Source organism: Bradyrhizobium sp. LA6.1 (genome assembly GCF_040547805.1).
Classification (GTDB): Bacteria; Pseudomonadota; Alphaproteobacteria; order Rhizobiales; family Xanthobacteraceae; genus Bradyrhizobium; species Bradyrhizobium barranii.
In genome coordinates this window covers 455,983-471,278 of the sequence record NZ_JBEPQK010000002.1, presented here as the reverse complement: position 1 = coordinate 471,278, position 15,296 = coordinate 455,983, and the positions used below count along the sequence as shown (strand labels likewise).

Here is a 15,296-nt window from a genome sequence, read left to right as displayed (position 1 = left end):
AGCGATGCCGGGGTTTTTGTTTTAGGCAAACTCTCTCCCCCGTCATTCCGGGGCGCGCGGAGCGCGAGCCCGGAATGACGGGGCCTGTCACCAGACCTTCCCCAGCCGCTCCATGTGCGGCTCGCCGTCTTCATCGAGCGACCAGAAGATCCGGGTCACCCGCCCGACGAGGTTGTCCATCGGGATGAAACCCATCGTTGCCATCACGCGGCTGTCGCTCGAGTTGTCGCGGTTGTCGCCCAGCACGAAGAAATGGCCGGGCGGCACGGTGTAGACATTGGTGTTGTCGTAGTAGCCGGTCTCGACGCAGTCGTAGGTGATGTAGGAATTGCCATTGGGCAGCGTCTCGCGCCAGCGCTTGACCTTGACGCTGCCATCCAGACCGCAGGCGGTGCCGGCGAGCCCGTTTGCGAGCGCGACGCGCGTCACCGGTCTGTCATTGAGAACAAGCTGTCCCTGCCGCATCTGGATGCGGTCGCCGGGCAGCCCGACCACGCGCTTGACGTAGTCGACCGAGGTGTCCTTTGGCGCGCGAAACACGACGACGTCACCGTGCTCGGGCTCGGCGGCAAAGGCACGGCCCGAGATCCAGGACGGCGCGAAAGGAAAGGAATAGCGACCGTAGCCATAAGCATATTTGGCGGCAAAGACGTAGTCGCCGACCATCAGCGTCGGTGCCATCGAACCCGACGGGATGTTGAACGGCTGATACAGGAAGAAGCGAAACAGGAACGGCGGCGACCACAGCACCGGGATCAACAGGATCAGGACGACGATCGCTTTCCATTCCCGCGGCCGGGCCGTGGGGCGGATCGTTTGCTGAAGAGTGGTCATTCGCTTGCCATGATCGAGATTGTGGTCGTCACCGTGAGATTACGCAACCTTCGCGCGCGTGCAATACCCACTCATGGTTTGGTCGCACAGGCGCGCGCACGCGTTCATCGCAAGCGTCGACAATGGAAATGTGAAGGGCCGCCCGTGGGCGGCCCTTCTGCTTCATGCGCTCTCGGGCGCCTTCAGGCGCACGAGCCGGGTCAGGAGGGCATCGAGGCCCTCGCCGTTGCCGGCATGGAGGTCGATGCGGCCGACCTTCTCGACCAGCCGCTCCAGCGACTCCAGCTCCTTGAGCCGCAGCAGCAGGGGGTTCTCCTCCATCAGGCGGGCGGTGTTCAGGAGCGAACGCGTCGCCGCGGTCTCCTCCTGCCGGCGGATCAGGTTCGCCTTCGCGACCCGCTCCGCCTCCACCACCTTGTTCACCAGCTCCCGGATCTCGCCGGGCAGGATCACATCCTTGACGCCGAGCTCGGTCACCTCCACGCCGGACTCCGCGACGCGTGCCCGCACATAGTCGCGCAGCTCCGCATCCAGCGCCGCCTTCGCAGACAGCACCTCGTCCAGCGTCCGGCCCGCCACCGCCTCGCGGATCGCGAACTGCACCAGCCGATACAGCCACGCATCCACGTCGGGCACGGTCGCAACCGTGCGCTCGGGATCGACGATCCTGCGGAACGCCGTCAGCGTCACCCGCAGCGCGATGCGATCCCTGGTCAGCATCTCCTGCGCGGTGATCTCGACCGCCTGGGGCCGCAGGTCGAGGCGCTTCACCTCGATCTTGCGGCCGACGGTCCAGAAGGCGTGCCGGCCGGGCGCAAGCCGCTCCACGAGCCGGCCCTCGACATAGAGCAGGCCCGCCTCGTGGTTCTCGACCACCGCTTCCATCACGACGGTCGAGCGGTTGCGCTCGATCATGGTCAGGTGCCGCGCGCCAACCCGGGGATCGGCGGACACATCGATGCGCTCGACATCGATGCGGGTCGCGACCTTCCAGTAGACGCGCACCTGCCAGGGCGTCATCAGATGCACGGGCCGGCCGTCGAGGCTGACGATGGCGATCTCGTCCGCCTTGGTCTCGATCGCCTCGAACAGCTCAGCGGCCAGATCAGGCCGCGCGGCCTTCAGCACCGCGTAGCGATCCGCGGGGAATTCGCTGCGCACCACGTCGAGCACCTCGGCCTTCAGCTCGTGCAGGGGATCGAACAAGCGATGCTTGCCGGGCGCGAGCACGCGCACGAGCTGTCCGTTGCGCGTGAGCAACGCACGCTCGCCATCCTTCACCGTCACGTTCAACATCAGCAAGTGCCAGGTCTCTTTAGATGTCATGGCACACCTCCTTCGTTTGCGCCCGGCCGGATGCCGGACAACAGGTTTCGTTTGCAAAGGACGTGAGGACGCGGACGACGCTTCCCGGGAAATCAGCGGGCCGGGGCTTGAGCTTGCATGATGACGGGCGCACGCGCGCGATCGCTCGACGCGTGTCGAGCGGTCATGCGGAGCCACCCGGCATCAGCGCAAGCGGTATCGACCAGCGGCGCAAAACCGGTCTCACAGTGTCTAGGTTCGGACGGAAAGCCTTTCGGCAAAACGGCCGGACTGCGACTGAAGCGCGCGTCCGGTCCTCGTCAGAGGTATCAGCTTTTCAGGCTGAAACGGAGCGCTGGAGCGGGATTCGAACCCGCGTCACGATGATTAACAATCATCTGCTCTACCAAACTGAGCTATCCTTTGTGCAAGAGACCGGAATCGAACCGATGCCTTCGGGCGTTCAACCCGACGCTCTCCATGAGCTACGTCCTGCGTTTGCCCTTCATTCGGCGGAACACGAAACCGCAGAGCGGCTCGCGCCAGTCGGGATCTCAGAGAGCCCGAACCCATGGCCTAGCGAAGGAGGGCGCTAATAGACGAAGCACGTTCGGGTTGCAAGGGGGAAAGCCAAGATTTTTCGTCACGCACTCCGCACTGTGACGCGATGATCACAATGCGATGTGACGTCAACCGCGCGACGTTTCCTGAAAACACGCCCTCACCCAGTCGATCGTCACACGCGTCGCGGGATCGCGCTTGAGGTGGTTTTGCACCAGCAGCCAGGCGTCGCGCCGCTTCGGCAGCAGCGTGGCGCGCAGGCGGCGATCGCCGAGCAAGTCCGCGCAAACATACTCCGGCAACACGCCGGCGGCCCGATGCGCGCGGATCAGGTTACGGATGACGCGAACGTTGTCGGTGACGCAGCGCGCGCGGGCTTGCTTCATGCGCAGGAATTGCATCTCGGGAATGGCACCGAGTTCGTCCGGATAGGCGCACAGCACCGGCTCGCCCTCGGTCGCAACAGGCTCGAAATAATAAATGCGGATCTCGCCGAGCCTGGAGATCGCGAAGTCACCCTTGTCGGGTTTGCGCAGCCGGATGGCGAGATCGGCCTCCCAGCGCGAGAACTTGACGTTCTCGCTCGAGGTGAGGAATTGCAGCGTCAGGCCGGGATTGGCGCGCAGGAAGTCGCTCGCGCGCGGCGACAGCACCTCCTCAGCGAACGTGTTGGTGGAGGCGATGCGCAGGCGGCCCACCGGACCTGCCAGGCTCGCGCCGACGCGACCGATCTCGGCGGCATGTGCGGCCATCGCCTCGACATGCGCCAGCACTGCCTCGCAACTCCGCGTCGGCCTGCGGACGCCGTCGGCCGCCTCGAACAGACGCAAACCGAGCGCACGCTCGATGCGCGACAGCCTGCGCCCGACCGTGGTTTCGTCGATGCGCAGCCGCGCGCTGGCGCCCGCGTAGGTGCCCTCGTCCCTGACGGCAGCGATGATGCGCAGATCGTCCCAGTTCATTGCGTCAGGTTATACCGGCCGGGAGAAGCCTGCAATATCGCAGCCACCCGCTGCAATATCCCTGCATATCGGCAGGCATTCCCGGGGCTATGTTTGTCGAGCCTTTTGCCCCGGAGATTTCCAAACCATGACGACCGCAAAGACCCTGCTGCAGCTCGCCGGTGCCGATCTCAACCCGCCGCGTCTTGGCGACGCCGCGCTGGTGCTGATCGATATCCAGAACGAATATCTCGCTGGTCCCCTCGCTTTGCCCGACGCCCGGCCCGCGATCGCGCGGGCGGCCGCGCTCCTGGCACGGGCACGCGAGAGCGGAGCCGCGATCATCCATATCGCCCATCGCGGCAAGGCCGGCAGCCTGTTCGATCGCAGCGCCGACCGCGGCGCCATCGTCGCCGAGCTGAGCCCCCGTGCCGGCGAGCTGGTGATCGAGAAGGAGTTGCCCAATGCATTTGCAGGCACTGATTTGCAGGCGCGCCTTGCCGCAACCGACAGGAAGAACATCGTGCTGGCCGGCTTCATGACGCATATGTGCGTCAGCTCCACCGCCCGTGCCGCGCTCGACCTCGGCTTTCGCACGACTGTTGACGCCGATGCCTGCGCCACGCGCGACCTGCCCGACGGCCGCGGCGGCACGCTGGACGCCCGGACCATCCACGAGGTTGCGCTCGCCGAGCTATCCGACCGCTTCGCGATCATCGCGCGCGGCGATGCGCTGAAATAACGGAGCAACGCGATGCTGCAGCTCTATTTCTCGCCGATGGCCTGCTCGCTTGCGAGCCGCATCGCGCTGATGGAAGCCGGCCTCGATGCGCGCTATCATCTGGTGCATCTCCGGACCAAGACGGTCGCGGACGACGACGGCGATTTCCGCGGCGTGTCGCCGAAGGCCGCGGTGCCGGTCCTGGTGCTGGAGAACGGCGAACGGCTGACCGAAAGCGCGGCGGTGCTGCAATACATCGCCGATGCGAAGCCGGAGGCGGGCCTTGCGCCCCGGCTCGGCGATCCCGACCGCTACCGCCTGCAGGAATGGCTGAGCTTCATCGGCACCGAGATCCACAAGGCATTCCTGTTTCCGACCTTCTGGTACAAGGACGACGGCTCACTCGCCAAGCCGCGTGCAAGGATCACGCAGACGTTGGCGGTGCCATCGGCGCATCTCGCGGACCGCGAATTCCTCGTCGGTGACCGTTTCACCGTCGCGGATGCCCACCTCACCTGGGCCTTGCTGCTGCTCCGTCCCGCGGGCGTCGACATCGCGCAATGGCCAAGCCTGTCGGCCTATCTTGCGCGCATGCAGGCGCGGCCCAGCGTGCGGGATGCGATTGCGACCGAGATGGAGCTGCGCAAGACGGTGGCGGCAAACCCGGCGTGACAGGATGTCACGGTCGCCAAATCTGACGGGCCCACAGCGAGGGCATTGATACCGACGCGGCATGCGCTAATCTGGGGGATATTTTTCGATATTTCCCCTGGAAGGCATTCATGCGTGCTCCTTCTGGAATTTTGCGTCATTTTTTCCTGCCCCTCCTCGCCCTCTGGCTGAGCCTTGGTCCCGCATCGGCGGACACGCGGGTTGCGCTGGTGATCGGCAACGGCGCTTATGTCTCTACGGCGCAGCTACCCAACCCGTCGCACGATGCCGAAGACGTCGCAGCCTCGCTCAAGCGCAGCGGTTTCGAGGTGTTCCAGGGTATCGACCTGCGTCAGGCCGACATGCAGGACCTGACCATCCGCTTCGCGCGCGCCGCGAGCCGCGCCGATGTCGCGATGTTCTATTACAGCGGCCATGCGATGCAGTACAACGGCGTGAACTATCTGATGCCCGTCGACGCCGTGCTGATGGATGAAGCAGACCTCAAGCGCTTCGTGCGGGTCGACGACATCGTGAACGATCTGCAGCAGGCCAAGAATTTGCGCATCCTCGTGCTCGATTCCTGCCGCGACAATCCGCTGGCCGAAACCTTGAAGCGCTCTGCCGGCTCGACGCGCGCCGCCTCGATCGGACGAGGCCTGTCGAAAGTCGAGGCGCCGCGCGGCACGATCGTGTCATTCTCGACGCAATCAGGCCAGGTTGCCGCCGACGGCACCGGCCGCAACAGCCCCTACACGACCGCGTTCCTCAAGCACATCGAGGAGCCGCAGGAAATCGGCGACGTCTTTCGCGACATCAGCAGCGACGTCTATGACTCCAGCGGCAAGACCCAGCTGCCGGAGCTGTCGCTGTCGATCATCGGCAAGTTCTACCTGAACAGGCCTGTAACGGGCACGGTCGCGCCGGCGGCCCCCCAAGCTGCACCGAAGGCCGATCCCTGCGCGGCCGCAGAGGCGCATTGGAAGGCTGCTGAGGGCATCGGCACGCTGGGTGCCTTTGAGGATCATCTCGCGAGATTCCCGAACTGCATCTTCGCCACCCTCGCCAAGGCACGCATTGAAGGCCTGAAGCAGAAAGTGGCGGTCGCGCCGAGCGGTAACGCCAGAACCACCGGCAGCAAGGATTTTGACGGCAGCTGGGACGTGACGTTGAACTGCCCGGCTTCCGGCAAGGCGCAGGGCTTCACCAGGCCCCTGGTCGCCACCGTGACCAATGGCGTGTTTCACGCCGAGGTGCAGGGTCCGGGCGGGGTCAATCGGCTGGAGATCGACGGCCAGATCCCCGCGGACGGCAAGACGACGTTGAGCGCGCGCGGCACGACGGGGGCGAGCACCTACACACTCAACAACCTCGCACCCGGCTCGCCTTACGCCTTTACGGTCGACGCGCAGTTCGATCGCACCCGCGGCAGCGGTAAGCGCAACGAGGCGCGGGCCTGTAACCTGGTTTTCGTCAAGCGTTAAGCCGCGCGATCATCGCGCGGCCTCGCATGCAACGCCCGCTCACACGCCCGTCTGGCTGATGAACTTGGTGTTGAAGTAGCCTTCCATCGCCTCGGTGCCGCCTTCCGAACCATAGCCGGAATCCTTGATGCCGCCGAACGGCACTTCGGGCAGTGCCAGACCAAAGCTGTTGATCGACATCATGCCGGCCTCAACCGCCGAGCCGATCGCGGCCGCCGTCTTGGCCGAGCTGGTGAAGGCGTAAGAGGCAAGACCAAAGGGCAGCCGGTTCGCCTCCACGACCACGTCGTCGAATGACGAGAAGCGGGAGATCAGGGCGAGCGGGCCGAACGGCTCCTCGTTCATCGCGCGCGCATCCTTCGGCACATCGCTCACCACGGTCGGCTCGAAGAAATGGCCCTTGTTGCCGACCCGCTTGCCGCCGGTCTCGAGCCTGGCGCCCTTGCCGACGGCATCCTGCACCATGCCTTCGATGGCGGTGACGCGGCGCGGATTGGCGAGCGAGCCCATTTTGGACTCGGGATCGAGGCCGTTGCCGACCTTGAACGCCTTGGCGCTGTCGACGAATTTGTCGACGAATTCGCGGAACACGTCGTCCTGCACCAGCATCCGCGTCGGCGAGATGCAGACCTGGCCGGCGTTGCGATATTTCGCCGCCGCCAGGATCTTTGCAGCCGACGCGACGTCGGCATCCCCAAAGACGATCGCCGGCGCATGGCCGCCGAGCTCCATGGTGGCGCGCTTCATGTGCAGGCCCGCAAGCGCATTGAGCTGCTTGCCGACATGGGTCGAGCCGGTGAAGGAGATTTTTCGGATCACCGGATGCGGGATCAGATATTCGGAGATATCCGACGGCACCCCGTAGACGAGGTTGATGACGCCATCGGGCACGCCCGCGTCCGCAAACGCGCGGATCAACTGCGCGGGCGAAGCTGGTGTCTCCTCCGGCGCCTTGACGATGATCGAGCAGCCGGCAGCGAGCGCTGCGGAAAGCTTGCGCACGACCTGGTTGATCGGGAAATTCCACGGCGTGAACGCGGCGACCGGGCCGACCGGCTCCTTCATCGCGATCTGGTAGATGCCGGGGCCGCGCGCGGGGATCAGACGGCCATAGGCGCGCTTGGCCTCCTCCGCGAACCACTCGATCACGTCAGCGGCGGCCATCGCCTCCATTTTGGCCTCGCCCAGCGTCTTGCCCTGCTCCATCGTCAGCAGCGGCGCGATCTCGTCATTGCGCTCGCGCATGATCGCGGCGGCCTTGCGCATGATCCGGCAGCGCTCGAACGGCGCGACATTGCGCCAGATCTTGAATCCGGCGGAAGCGGCGGCCAGCGCCTCGTCGAGATCGGATTGGCCCGCATGCGCGACGGTGCCGATCACCTCCTCCGTCGCGGGATTGCGCACCTCGATCGCTTTGCCCGAATGGGCCGGGCGCCATTTGCCGGCAATGAAAAGCTGCGTGTTCGAATAGGCCAACGGAGTCTCCTTTTAGGTCGAGCTCTGACAGATGGCGTCCGCGGCGCGCGTCATCTCCGGTCCGAGATAGAGGCGGAAGCGCGGCTCGGCGGCGAGCGTGCGGAAGTCCGCCATCCGCGTCACCCCGCCGCCGGCGACGAACAGGAATTGCCCGGCGATCTCGGCGAGGATGTCGAGGTGCCAGCTAGCTGTCGGATGCATGCAGAGGATGACCAGCCTGCCCTCGTCGCGCAGCTTGCGGAAGAAATCGAGCATGAAGCCGATATAGCCGTCCTGCAGGTTGAACTGCGGTTCGTCGAACAAGTGAACCAGCGGCGTCCGGGTCGGCGACGGCGCCAGCAAGGCGGACGGAACGCGCTTGCGGAACCGCCTGACCTGATAGGACTGGTGATAGTGGATCGCGAGCCGGTCGCGCTCGCGATATTTGACGCCATGGATATCGGTGCCCGCGACCAGCACGCGCCCCGAGGTCGGCGCGTTGGAGCCGGTCATCATCTCGAACAGCGTCGTCTTGCCGGCGCCGTTCGGCCCGACCACGCCGACGATACCCGGCTCCTCCAGCGACAGGTTCGCCTGAAGCGTGAACGTCGGACGGCGGATGACGCGGCCCCTGGTGTAGACCTTGCGAACGTCATCGAGAACGAGCAGCGGTGCGGCCACTTATTGTACTCCCAGCAAGCGCTGACGAAGCGCGCGATCGTCGCGCAAGGCGGCGGCCTCGCCGGTCCAGACGATCCGGCCGCGATCGATCACCGCGGCATGGTCGGCCACCGACAGCGCGATCTCCGCATTCTGTTCGACAACCAGCGAGGCGATCCCCTCCTCTTTCATGCGCAAAATGGTGGCGAGCACGTCGCCGACGATCTTTGGCGCAAGACCCTGGCTCGGCTCGTCGAACAGGACCAGTCCCGGCGAGCCGACCAGCGCGCGCGCAATGGCGACCATCTGCATCTCGCCACCCGACAGGTTCTCGCAGTCGCGCTCCATGAGATATTCGAGCGGCGAGAAGATCGCGGCGGCCTCCTTGACGCTCCAGTTGCGAAAGCGCGTGCGCTTCTGCGCGATGGTGAGGTTGCGCGCCACCGACAAGGTCGGGCACAGCCGCCGGTCGTCGGGCACCCAGCCGATGCCGGCGCGCGCGATCTCGTGGGTCGGATCGCGCGTCACGTCATGCCCGTCGAAGCGAACCGCGCCGCGGCGCGGGCGGGTCAGCCCGAGAATCGAACGGAGCATGGTGGTCTTGCCGGCGCCGTTCGGCCCGAGCAGTGCAAACACCTTGGCGTGCTCGATAGCGAGCGAGGCGCCGAACAGCGCCTGGGTCTCGCCGTAGAAGGTATCGACCCCATCCACTTCGAGGATCATGCGAATTTCCCGAGATTGGAGCGACGCACCCATTCGTTCTGCTGCAGCTCGTGCGGCGTGCCGCGCGCCACCACCTGGCCCCAATGGATGACCGAGATGCGATCGGCGAGCGAGAACAGGAACTCCATGTCGTGCTCGATGGCGACGATGGTCAGCCGGCCCTTCAGGCGCGCCACCAGAGCGGCCAGCCGCTGCACGCCGTCGGAGCCGAGGCCGGAGGTGGGCTCGTCCAGGCACAGCACGCGCGGGGCCTGCGCCAGCGCGACCGCGATCTCGAGTGCGCGGCGGTCGCCATAGGACAGGTCCTTGGCACGGACATCGCCCTTGTCGGCAAGCCCGACCGCGGCGAGCGCTTCGGATGCCTGCTCGGCAAACCTGCGGTCACCGGCTGCGGCACGGGCGATATCGAGGCCTCGGGCGCGAAACGCGGGCAAGCCCATCATGACGTTGTCGCGGGCTGAGAATTCGTCGAACAGGGTCATGATCTGAAACGAGCGGGCGATGCCCTTGGCGGCGATGCGGTGCGGGCTCAATCCCGTGACATCCTCGCCGCCGAGCAGGACTCGGCCGCGGCTCGGTTTCACCCGGCCGGTGAGGACGTTGAAGAAGGTGGTCTTGCCCGCGCCGTTCGGGCCCATCACGCCGTGAAACTCGCCCTCGGCAACCGCGAGATCGACGCTTTCCAGCACGACGCGATCGCCGAAGCGAACGTGCACACCTGCGGCCTCGATCATGCTCATCGCCCGCCCCCGACCAGCAGTCGCATCGCGGACGTGCCGCGCCGCCGCAACGCGTTGAGTGAATGCTGCTGCACGGCGGCCGAGAGCGCGCCCGCGATGCCTTCCGGGCGGAACAGCACGATCGCAATGAACAGCAGACCGAAATAGAGCATCCAGGCATTGGTCAGCGCGCCGATCACGTCGCGCGCGGTGAGGAAGAGAAAAACGCCGATCACCGGCCCCCAGAAGCTGACGAGCCCGCCACCGACCAGCGTCATCATCACGACGTAGCCAGATTGATGCAGGCTCATGACGTCCGGGAATGCGGCGAGCTGCGCCATCGCGAACAGTCCGCCGGCAAAACCGGACACGGCCGCCGACAGCGCGAACACCGATGCCTTGTAGAGCCACACGTTATAGCCGAGATGGGCGGCGCGAACCTCGCTCTGCCTGATCGCAGCGACCACGCGGCCATAGGGCGAATGCACCAGCCGCCACAAGACGGCGGTACCGACCGCGAACACCGCGAGCACGAAATAGTAGAACGCAACATTGTCGGTGAGATCGAACGACACCAGCCCGAAATCGGCCGGCAGCCGTTTAATCTTGAGAAGCCCATCCTCACCGCCGGTGATGCGGTGCGACTTGATCGCCAGCGTCCAGAAGATCTGGCCGAAGGCGATGGTCATGAAGGCATAGTAGATGCCGCGCCGGTGCGAGATGAACAGCGCCACCAGCACGCCGGCAAGCCCCGCGACCACGGCCGCGGCAGCGAGACAGATCCAGAGATTGGCGACAATGTCGAGCTGGCAGAGCCCGAACGCATAGGCGCCGATGCCGAAATAGGCGCCATGTCCGAACGAGGGAAGTCCGGCCGTGCCCAGCACCAGGTTGAACGCAAGCGCATAGAGCGACCAGATCAGGATCTCGATCCCGAGATAGGGATAGAGCCCGATCCGCGTGATCCACAGCGGCACCGTTGCAAGCACGAGCCAGAGCACCAGCATCGTCGGCGTGACGAGGCGCGCAGCGTCGGATGACGATTTTGATCCCACAATCATTCCCTAGGCCTCGAGCACGCTCTTCTTGCCCCACAGGCCGCGCGCACGGAACGTCACGACGGCAACGAGCAGGATGTACATCGACAACAGCGACCATTCGGACGCGTAAGCGCCGGCAAGGCCGACACAGAGCCCGACCAGCAACCCCGCCACGACCGCGCCCCAAAAGCTGCCGACGCCGCCGAGCACGATCACCAGGAACGCGGGGATGACGGCATCGACGCCCATATGCGGACGAATGCCCCAGATCGGCGCGACGATGATGCCGGCAATCGCGGCCAGCATGGTGCCGAACACGAACACCAGCAGCCGCAACCGCGACAAATTGATGCCGAGCGCGCGGACGATCTCGCTGTCATGCGCACCGGCCTTGACCGTCGCCCCGAACGACGTCCTTTCGATCAACAGCCAGACCAGGCCGATGATCCCGGCCGCGATGCCCGCCGCGTAGAAACGATAGGTCGACCAGATCAGATCGCCGAACAGGAAGCCGCCATTGATGGCGGACGGCACCTGCAGCACATAGTCGCGCGTACCCCAGACCAGGCGGATCAGCTCCTCGATCACCATCGCCGCACCGAAGGTCAGGAGAAGCCCGTACAGTGGGTCCTTGCCGTAGGTGCGGCGCATGCAGAGCTCGATCAGCATGCCGACGATACTCACGATCACGGGTGCGATCACCAGCGTGGCGGCATAGCGCCAGCCCAGCGGGAGCGCGAGCCACGCTTTCGCGAGATCGGCCGGCAATGGCGGGCGCGGTCCGGTCAGTTGCATGGCGACATAAGCGCCAAGCGCGAACAGGGAACCATGCGCAAGGTTGATCTGCTCCATCAGCCCGACAATGAGCATGAAGCCGAGCGCGATCAGCGCGAACAGCAGGCCGAGCGTCAGGCCGTTCAGAAGATGCGGAAGAAGGTCGAACAAGGTCTTGGTCTCGCAGCTGGCATTTGCTCACTCGGGACACAGATGGCCCGGGCCTGCGGCGCGCAATACGCGCGCCGCTCGTTCCACGACGCGACGCACCGTCGCTAGGAGTCGACGGTCGGCACTTGCTCGTAGGGCGTGAGCTTGCATTTGCCGGGTGCGGCGTCATCGGCGGCGGATTTCGGCTCCGTCCAGCTGATGATCTCGAACAGATCGGTGTTGTCAGCCGGCTTGGCGTTGCGCCGCGCCAGATAGATCGTCTGCTGCATCTGATGCGTCATGGGATCCATGTAGGCGTCGAAATGCTGCATGCGGTCGGTCGCCGAGACCTTCAGGTTCTCTAGCTCTTTGATGATCTTGACGTTGTTGGTCGACCCTGCCCGCTCGATCGCACGGAGCAATTCGCGCGTCGACATGTAGCCGTTGTAGGAGACGTTGCCCGGCACCGGGATCGGACCGTCCTTGTTGGCGGCCTGCCATTTCTTGACGAACTCGGCGACGCCGGGCAGCTGCAGCTTGTGATACCAGGTCGTGCCGAACACGCCGAACAGGCTGTCAGGCGCGCCCCAGACATCGGGCCAGTCCTGCTGGTTGTTGATCCAGGCCGGCTTGCCGTCGAGCTTGAGCTGCGCGACCTGCTCGCGCAGCGCCTTGATGTCGTCGCCGCCGATCGCAGTTGCGACCACGTCGGGTTTTGCTTGCTGGATCTTCAGGAGGTAGGCGGTGAAGTCGCGGGTGTTCTGCGGCACCAGCAGATTGTCGATGATCTTGCCGCCGGCAGCCTCGACCTGCGCCTTGGTCGCGGCAGACGTGGTGTGACCCCAGACGTAGTCGTTGGTCAGCAGCATCCAGTTCTTGCCGATGGAATCGACTGCGTTCTTGACCGATGCCTTGGAGAAATTGGTGCCGTTGCCGTCCCAGACGAATTTCACGCGCGAACAGTTCTCCCCGGCCTCGCTCGGCGCGGAGGAATTGGTGTTCATGTAGATCACGCCGTATTTGCTGGCGACCTGGGTGATGGCGTTGGCGACGCCGGAATGCAGCGCGCCGATCAGGATGGTGCAGTCCTCGCGGGTGATGAAGCGTTCGGCGACGCGGCTGCCGGTGGCCGGCGTCGTCTCGGTATCCGCGGTGATGAACGAGACCTGGCGGCCAAGCACGCCGCCCTTGGCGTTGAACTCGTCGATCGCCATCTTGATGCCGCGGAAATCGTCCTGGCCGCTGTTGCCGTATTGGCCGCTGGCGTCGCAGGTCAGGCCGAGCTTGATCGGCTTGGCGCCTTGCGCCCACGCGTGATTCTCTTTCCACGGCCCAAAGAAGCTGCCGGTGCCGCCGATGACGCTGGCCATCAAGCTGCCCTTCAGAACGCTTCGCCGTGAGATCTGACGCCCTCTCATTGTTTCCTCCCGTTTTCGAAGTCTTTTGCTTTTTTCTGCGATTAGAATATTCATTCCATTTGTTATGTAAAGTGGAATATTTGATCCAAACGGTGAAATGCCGTTAAACAGGCGACCGATCCGGAGACCCGAGACGATGAACAAGGCACAAGGCGCGATGAGCTACGACGAGCTGCGCGGCGCCATTGCGCAGCGGCACCGGGCGCTGTCCGGCCGGCTGCAGCAGATCGCGGAGTTCGTGCTCGATCACCCGACCGATGTCGCGCTCGGCACCGTGGCGGAGGTGGCGCAGCGCTCGGGCGTGCCGCCCTCGGCGATCGTTCGCTTCGCCCATGCGCTCGGCTTCGGCGGCTTCACCGAGATGCAGCAGGTATTCCGCTCACGCCTCGTTGCCGGCGTAGCACCAAGCTACAAGGCGCGGCTCGCCCGCATGAAGAGCGAGGAGAAATCGGTACTCGGCCGCCAGCCGGCCGCGGTGCTGTCCCGCTTCGTCTCGGAGGCGCAATCGTCGCTGGTGACGCTGAGCCAGTCCGTGCATGCGCGCGAGCTCGACGCGGCAACTGCGATCCTTGCGAAAGCGCGCGACATCTATCTGCTCGGCCTCGGCGGCTCGTTTCCGGTTGCGACCCACCTCGCCTACGTGCTGCGCAAGCTCGGACGCCGCATCGTCCTGCTCGACGGTACCGGCGGCAGCATCCACGAGCAGTCGCATGCCGCAACCACGGAGGACGCGCTGGTCGCGATCAGCTTCCGGAACTACTATCCGGATACGGCGCGGCTGTTTCCCGAACTCGTTGCGCGCGGCGTGCCCACGATTTCCATCACCGACAGCCTCCTGAGCCCGATCGTCGAAGGCGCGAGCGTCGTGTTCGAGATCCAGGACATGCCCGAGCCGGCGCTGCGCACGCTGGTCGCGCCGATGTGCCTCGTGCAGGCGATGGCGATCGGGCTCGATCTCGCGGCAGACTGACGTTTCATAACAGGAGAAGATCATGGCTGCACATGACGGGAAAGTATTGTCAGGACAGGTGGCGCTGGTGACCGGCGCGGGACGCGGGCTCGGACGCGCCTTTGCAGAGAAGCTCGCCGCGCTCGGCGCCGATGTCGCCATCCACGGCATGCGCGAGAACGGGCCGGCGGAATATGGCGAGGGCACCACCCTCACCGCGGTCGCCGCAGAGATCGGCCAGCAATTCGGCGTCCGCAGCCAGCGCGTGCTCGGCGACCTCACCAGGGGCGAGGACATCGCGCGCGTGATTGCCGAGACGGAAGCAGCCCTCGGCCCGATCGGCATTCTCGTGCACAATGCCGGCGGCGACATCGCAGCCGCCGGCGGAAAGCCGGACCCGAACGACGCGGTAAACATCAAGGAGGCCGATGTGCGCGCGGTGCTGGAGCGCAATCTGCTCTCGACCATTCTGACCTGCCAGGCGGTCGCGAAGGGAATGATGGAGCGGCGCCGCGGCCGCATCGTCACGCTCGGTTCGGTCGCCGCGTTCAAGGGCCGCACCCAGGGCTCGATCTATGCGGTGTCGAAGGCCGGCGTGACCCACTACACGCGATGCCTGGCCGACCAGCTCCGCGCCTACGACATCGCCGTCAACTGCATCGCGCCCGGCGATACCCGCACCGGCCGTTTCCTCGGCACGCGCGCGGTGGATCCCGACAGGATGGTCGAGACCGGCACGCTCGACCGCATCGCGACCGTCGACGAGGTCGCGCGCGTCGTCGAGTTCTTTGCAGGTCCCATGGGCGCCTTCGTCTCGGGCCAGGTGCTCAGGATCGACGGCGGCGGACAATGCTGGCCGGGCTAAAGCAGAAAAGAAAAGGGCCGCTGCAAGCGGCCCTTTTGTATCATCC

Annotated in this window: 15 protein-coding genes and 2 tRNA genes; 5 read left to right on the top strand and 12 right to left on the bottom strand. The window is 65.2% G+C overall.

Features of this window, described 5'->3' with window-relative positions; translation table 11 throughout:
• Window positions 1-87: 87 nt before the first annotated feature.
• From lepB to ABIB99_RS05815, 5 genes are all read right to left on the bottom strand, one after another.
• Window positions 88-834 (bottom strand): signal peptidase I, encoded by a 747-nt coding sequence (gene lepB, locus ABIB99_RS05835; protein WP_354175058.1) that lies wholly within the window; start codon window positions 832-834, stop codon window positions 88-90.
• Between the two features lie 162 nt (window positions 835-996).
• Window positions 997-2,160, bottom strand: coding sequence for a slipin family protein (locus ABIB99_RS05830; protein ID WP_354175057.1), 1,164 nt, complete (start codon window positions 2,158-2,160; stop codon window positions 997-999).
• A 335-nt stretch (window positions 2,161-2,495) separates the two neighbouring features.
• A tRNA-Asn gene (locus ABIB99_RS05825) sits at window positions 2,496-2,561 on the bottom strand.
• Between the two features lie 4 nt (window positions 2,562-2,565).
• Window positions 2,566-2,635, bottom strand: a tRNA-Phe gene (locus ABIB99_RS05820).
• Window positions 2,636-2,828: 193 nt separating this feature from the next.
• A complete protein-coding gene (locus ABIB99_RS05815; protein ID WP_071912531.1) occupies window positions 2,829-3,662 on the bottom strand; it encodes a LysR family transcriptional regulator in 834 nt (277 codons plus the stop codon).
• Window positions 3,663-3,789: 127 nt separating this feature from the next.
• On the opposite strand from ABIB99_RS05815, the gene ABIB99_RS05810 reads away from it, so the two are divergent.
• The 3 genes from ABIB99_RS05810 (at window position 3,790) to ABIB99_RS05800 (ending at window position 6,497) form a co-directional block, all read left to right on the top strand.
• On the top strand, window positions 3,790-4,383 hold the full coding sequence (locus ABIB99_RS05810; protein ID WP_354175056.1) for a cysteine hydrolase family protein: 594 nt from the start codon (window positions 3,790-3,792) through the stop codon (window positions 4,381-4,383).
• Between the two features lie 12 nt (window positions 4,384-4,395).
• Window positions 4,396-5,034 (top strand): glutathione binding-like protein, encoded by a 639-nt coding sequence (locus ABIB99_RS05805; RefSeq protein WP_354175055.1) that lies wholly within the window; start codon window positions 4,396-4,398, stop codon window positions 5,032-5,034.
• A 110-nt stretch (window positions 5,035-5,144) separates the two neighbouring features.
• Window positions 5,145-6,497, top strand: a complete 1,353-nt coding sequence (locus ABIB99_RS05800) for a caspase family protein (RefSeq protein ID WP_354175054.1) — start codon at window positions 5,145-5,147, stop codon at window positions 6,495-6,497.
• 39 nt (window positions 6,498-6,536) lie between these two features.
• Here the strand turns inward: ABIB99_RS05800 and ABIB99_RS05795 are convergent, their stop codons facing one another.
• The 7 genes from ABIB99_RS05795 to ABIB99_RS05765 form a co-directional block, all read right to left on the bottom strand.
• Window positions 6,537-7,973 carry an NAD-dependent succinate-semialdehyde dehydrogenase gene (locus ABIB99_RS05795; RefSeq protein ID WP_354175053.1) on the bottom strand — a complete coding sequence of 479 codons (1,437 nt, stop codon included), beginning with the start codon at window positions 7,971-7,973 and terminating at the stop codon, window positions 6,537-6,539.
• Between the two features lie 12 nt (window positions 7,974-7,985).
• Entirely contained in the window at window positions 7,986-8,633 is a 648-nt protein-coding gene (locus ABIB99_RS05790) for an ATP-binding cassette domain-containing protein (protein ID WP_354175052.1), read from the bottom strand.
• Window positions 8,634-9,335: an ABC transporter ATP-binding protein gene (locus tag ABIB99_RS05785; RefSeq protein WP_247309456.1), complete on the bottom strand. Its 702-nt coding sequence runs from the start codon at window positions 9,333-9,335 to the stop codon at window positions 8,634-8,636.
• Window positions 9,332-10,075, bottom strand: coding sequence for an ABC transporter ATP-binding protein (locus ABIB99_RS05780; RefSeq protein ID WP_028158494.1), 744 nt, complete (start codon window positions 10,073-10,075; stop codon window positions 9,332-9,334). The genes ABIB99_RS05785 and ABIB99_RS05780 overlap by 4 nt, the downstream gene beginning before the upstream one ends.
• Complete coding sequence (locus tag ABIB99_RS05775) at window positions 10,072-11,115, bottom strand: branched-chain amino acid ABC transporter permease (RefSeq protein ID WP_247309454.1); 1,044 nt, start codon at window positions 11,113-11,115, stop codon at window positions 10,072-10,074. The genes ABIB99_RS05780 and ABIB99_RS05775 overlap by 4 nt, the downstream gene beginning before the upstream one ends.
• 3 nt (window positions 11,116-11,118) lie before the next feature.
• Entirely contained in the window at window positions 11,119-12,039 is a 921-nt protein-coding gene (locus ABIB99_RS05770) for a branched-chain amino acid ABC transporter permease (RefSeq protein ID WP_354175051.1), read from the bottom strand.
• Window positions 12,040-12,143: 104 nt separating this feature from the next.
• Window positions 12,144-13,436 carry an ABC transporter substrate-binding protein gene (locus ABIB99_RS05765; protein ID WP_354175050.1) on the bottom strand — a complete coding sequence of 431 codons (1,293 nt, stop codon included), beginning with the start codon at window positions 13,434-13,436 and terminating at the stop codon, window positions 12,144-12,146.
• A 136-nt stretch (window positions 13,437-13,572) separates the two neighbouring features.
• Here ABIB99_RS05765 and ABIB99_RS05760 point away from each other — a divergent pair, with 136 nt between their 5' ends.
• Entirely contained in the window at window positions 13,573-14,406 is an 834-nt protein-coding gene (locus tag ABIB99_RS05760) for a MurR/RpiR family transcriptional regulator (RefSeq protein ID WP_354175049.1), read from the top strand.
• Between the two features lie 22 nt (window positions 14,407-14,428).
• Window positions 14,429-15,250 carry an SDR family NAD(P)-dependent oxidoreductase gene (locus tag ABIB99_RS05755; protein WP_354175048.1) on the top strand — a complete coding sequence of 274 codons (822 nt, stop codon included), beginning with the start codon at window positions 14,429-14,431 and terminating at the stop codon, window positions 15,248-15,250.
• Window positions 15,251-15,296 lie beyond the last annotated feature (46 nt).

Excerpts from the sequence above, each read along its gene's own strand:
- lepB (WP_354175058.1), bottom strand. The coding sequence starts at position 834 with ATGACCACTCTTCAGCAAACGATCCGCCCCACGGCCCGGCCGCGGGAA.
- ABIB99_RS05830 (WP_354175057.1), bottom strand. The coding sequence starts at position 2,160 with ATGACATCTAAAGAGACCTGGCACTTGCTGATGTTGAACGTGACGGTG.
- ABIB99_RS05815 (WP_071912531.1), bottom strand. The coding sequence starts at position 3,662 with ATGAACTGGGACGATCTGCGCATCATCGCTGCCGTCAGGGACGAGGGC.
- ABIB99_RS05810 (WP_354175056.1), top strand. The coding sequence starts at position 3,790 with ATGACGACCGCAAAGACCCTGCTGCAGCTCGCCGGTGCCGATCTCAAC.
- ABIB99_RS05805 (WP_354175055.1), top strand. The coding sequence starts at position 4,396 with ATGCTGCAGCTCTATTTCTCGCCGATGGCCTGCTCGCTTGCGAGCCGC.
- ABIB99_RS05800 (WP_354175054.1), top strand. The coding sequence starts at position 5,145 with ATGCGTGCTCCTTCTGGAATTTTGCGTCATTTTTTCCTGCCCCTCCTC.
- ABIB99_RS05785 (WP_247309456.1), bottom strand. The coding sequence starts at position 9,335 with ATGATCCTCGAAGTGGATGGGGTCGATACCTTCTACGGCGAGACCCAG.
- ABIB99_RS05780 (WP_028158494.1), bottom strand. The coding sequence starts at position 10,075 with ATGAGCATGATCGAGGCCGCAGGTGTGCACGTTCGCTTCGGCGATCGC.
- ABIB99_RS05775 (WP_247309454.1), bottom strand. The coding sequence starts at position 11,115 with ATGATTGTGGGATCAAAATCGTCATCCGACGCTGCGCGCCTCGTCACG.
- ABIB99_RS05765 (WP_354175050.1), bottom strand. The coding sequence starts at position 13,436 with ATGAGAGGGCGTCAGATCTCACGGCGAAGCGTTCTGAAGGGCAGCTTG.
- ABIB99_RS05760 (WP_354175049.1), top strand. The coding sequence starts at position 13,573 with ATGAACAAGGCACAAGGCGCGATGAGCTACGACGAGCTGCGCGGCGCC.
- ABIB99_RS05755 (WP_354175048.1), top strand. The coding sequence starts at position 14,429 with ATGGCTGCACATGACGGGAAAGTATTGTCAGGACAGGTGGCGCTGGTG.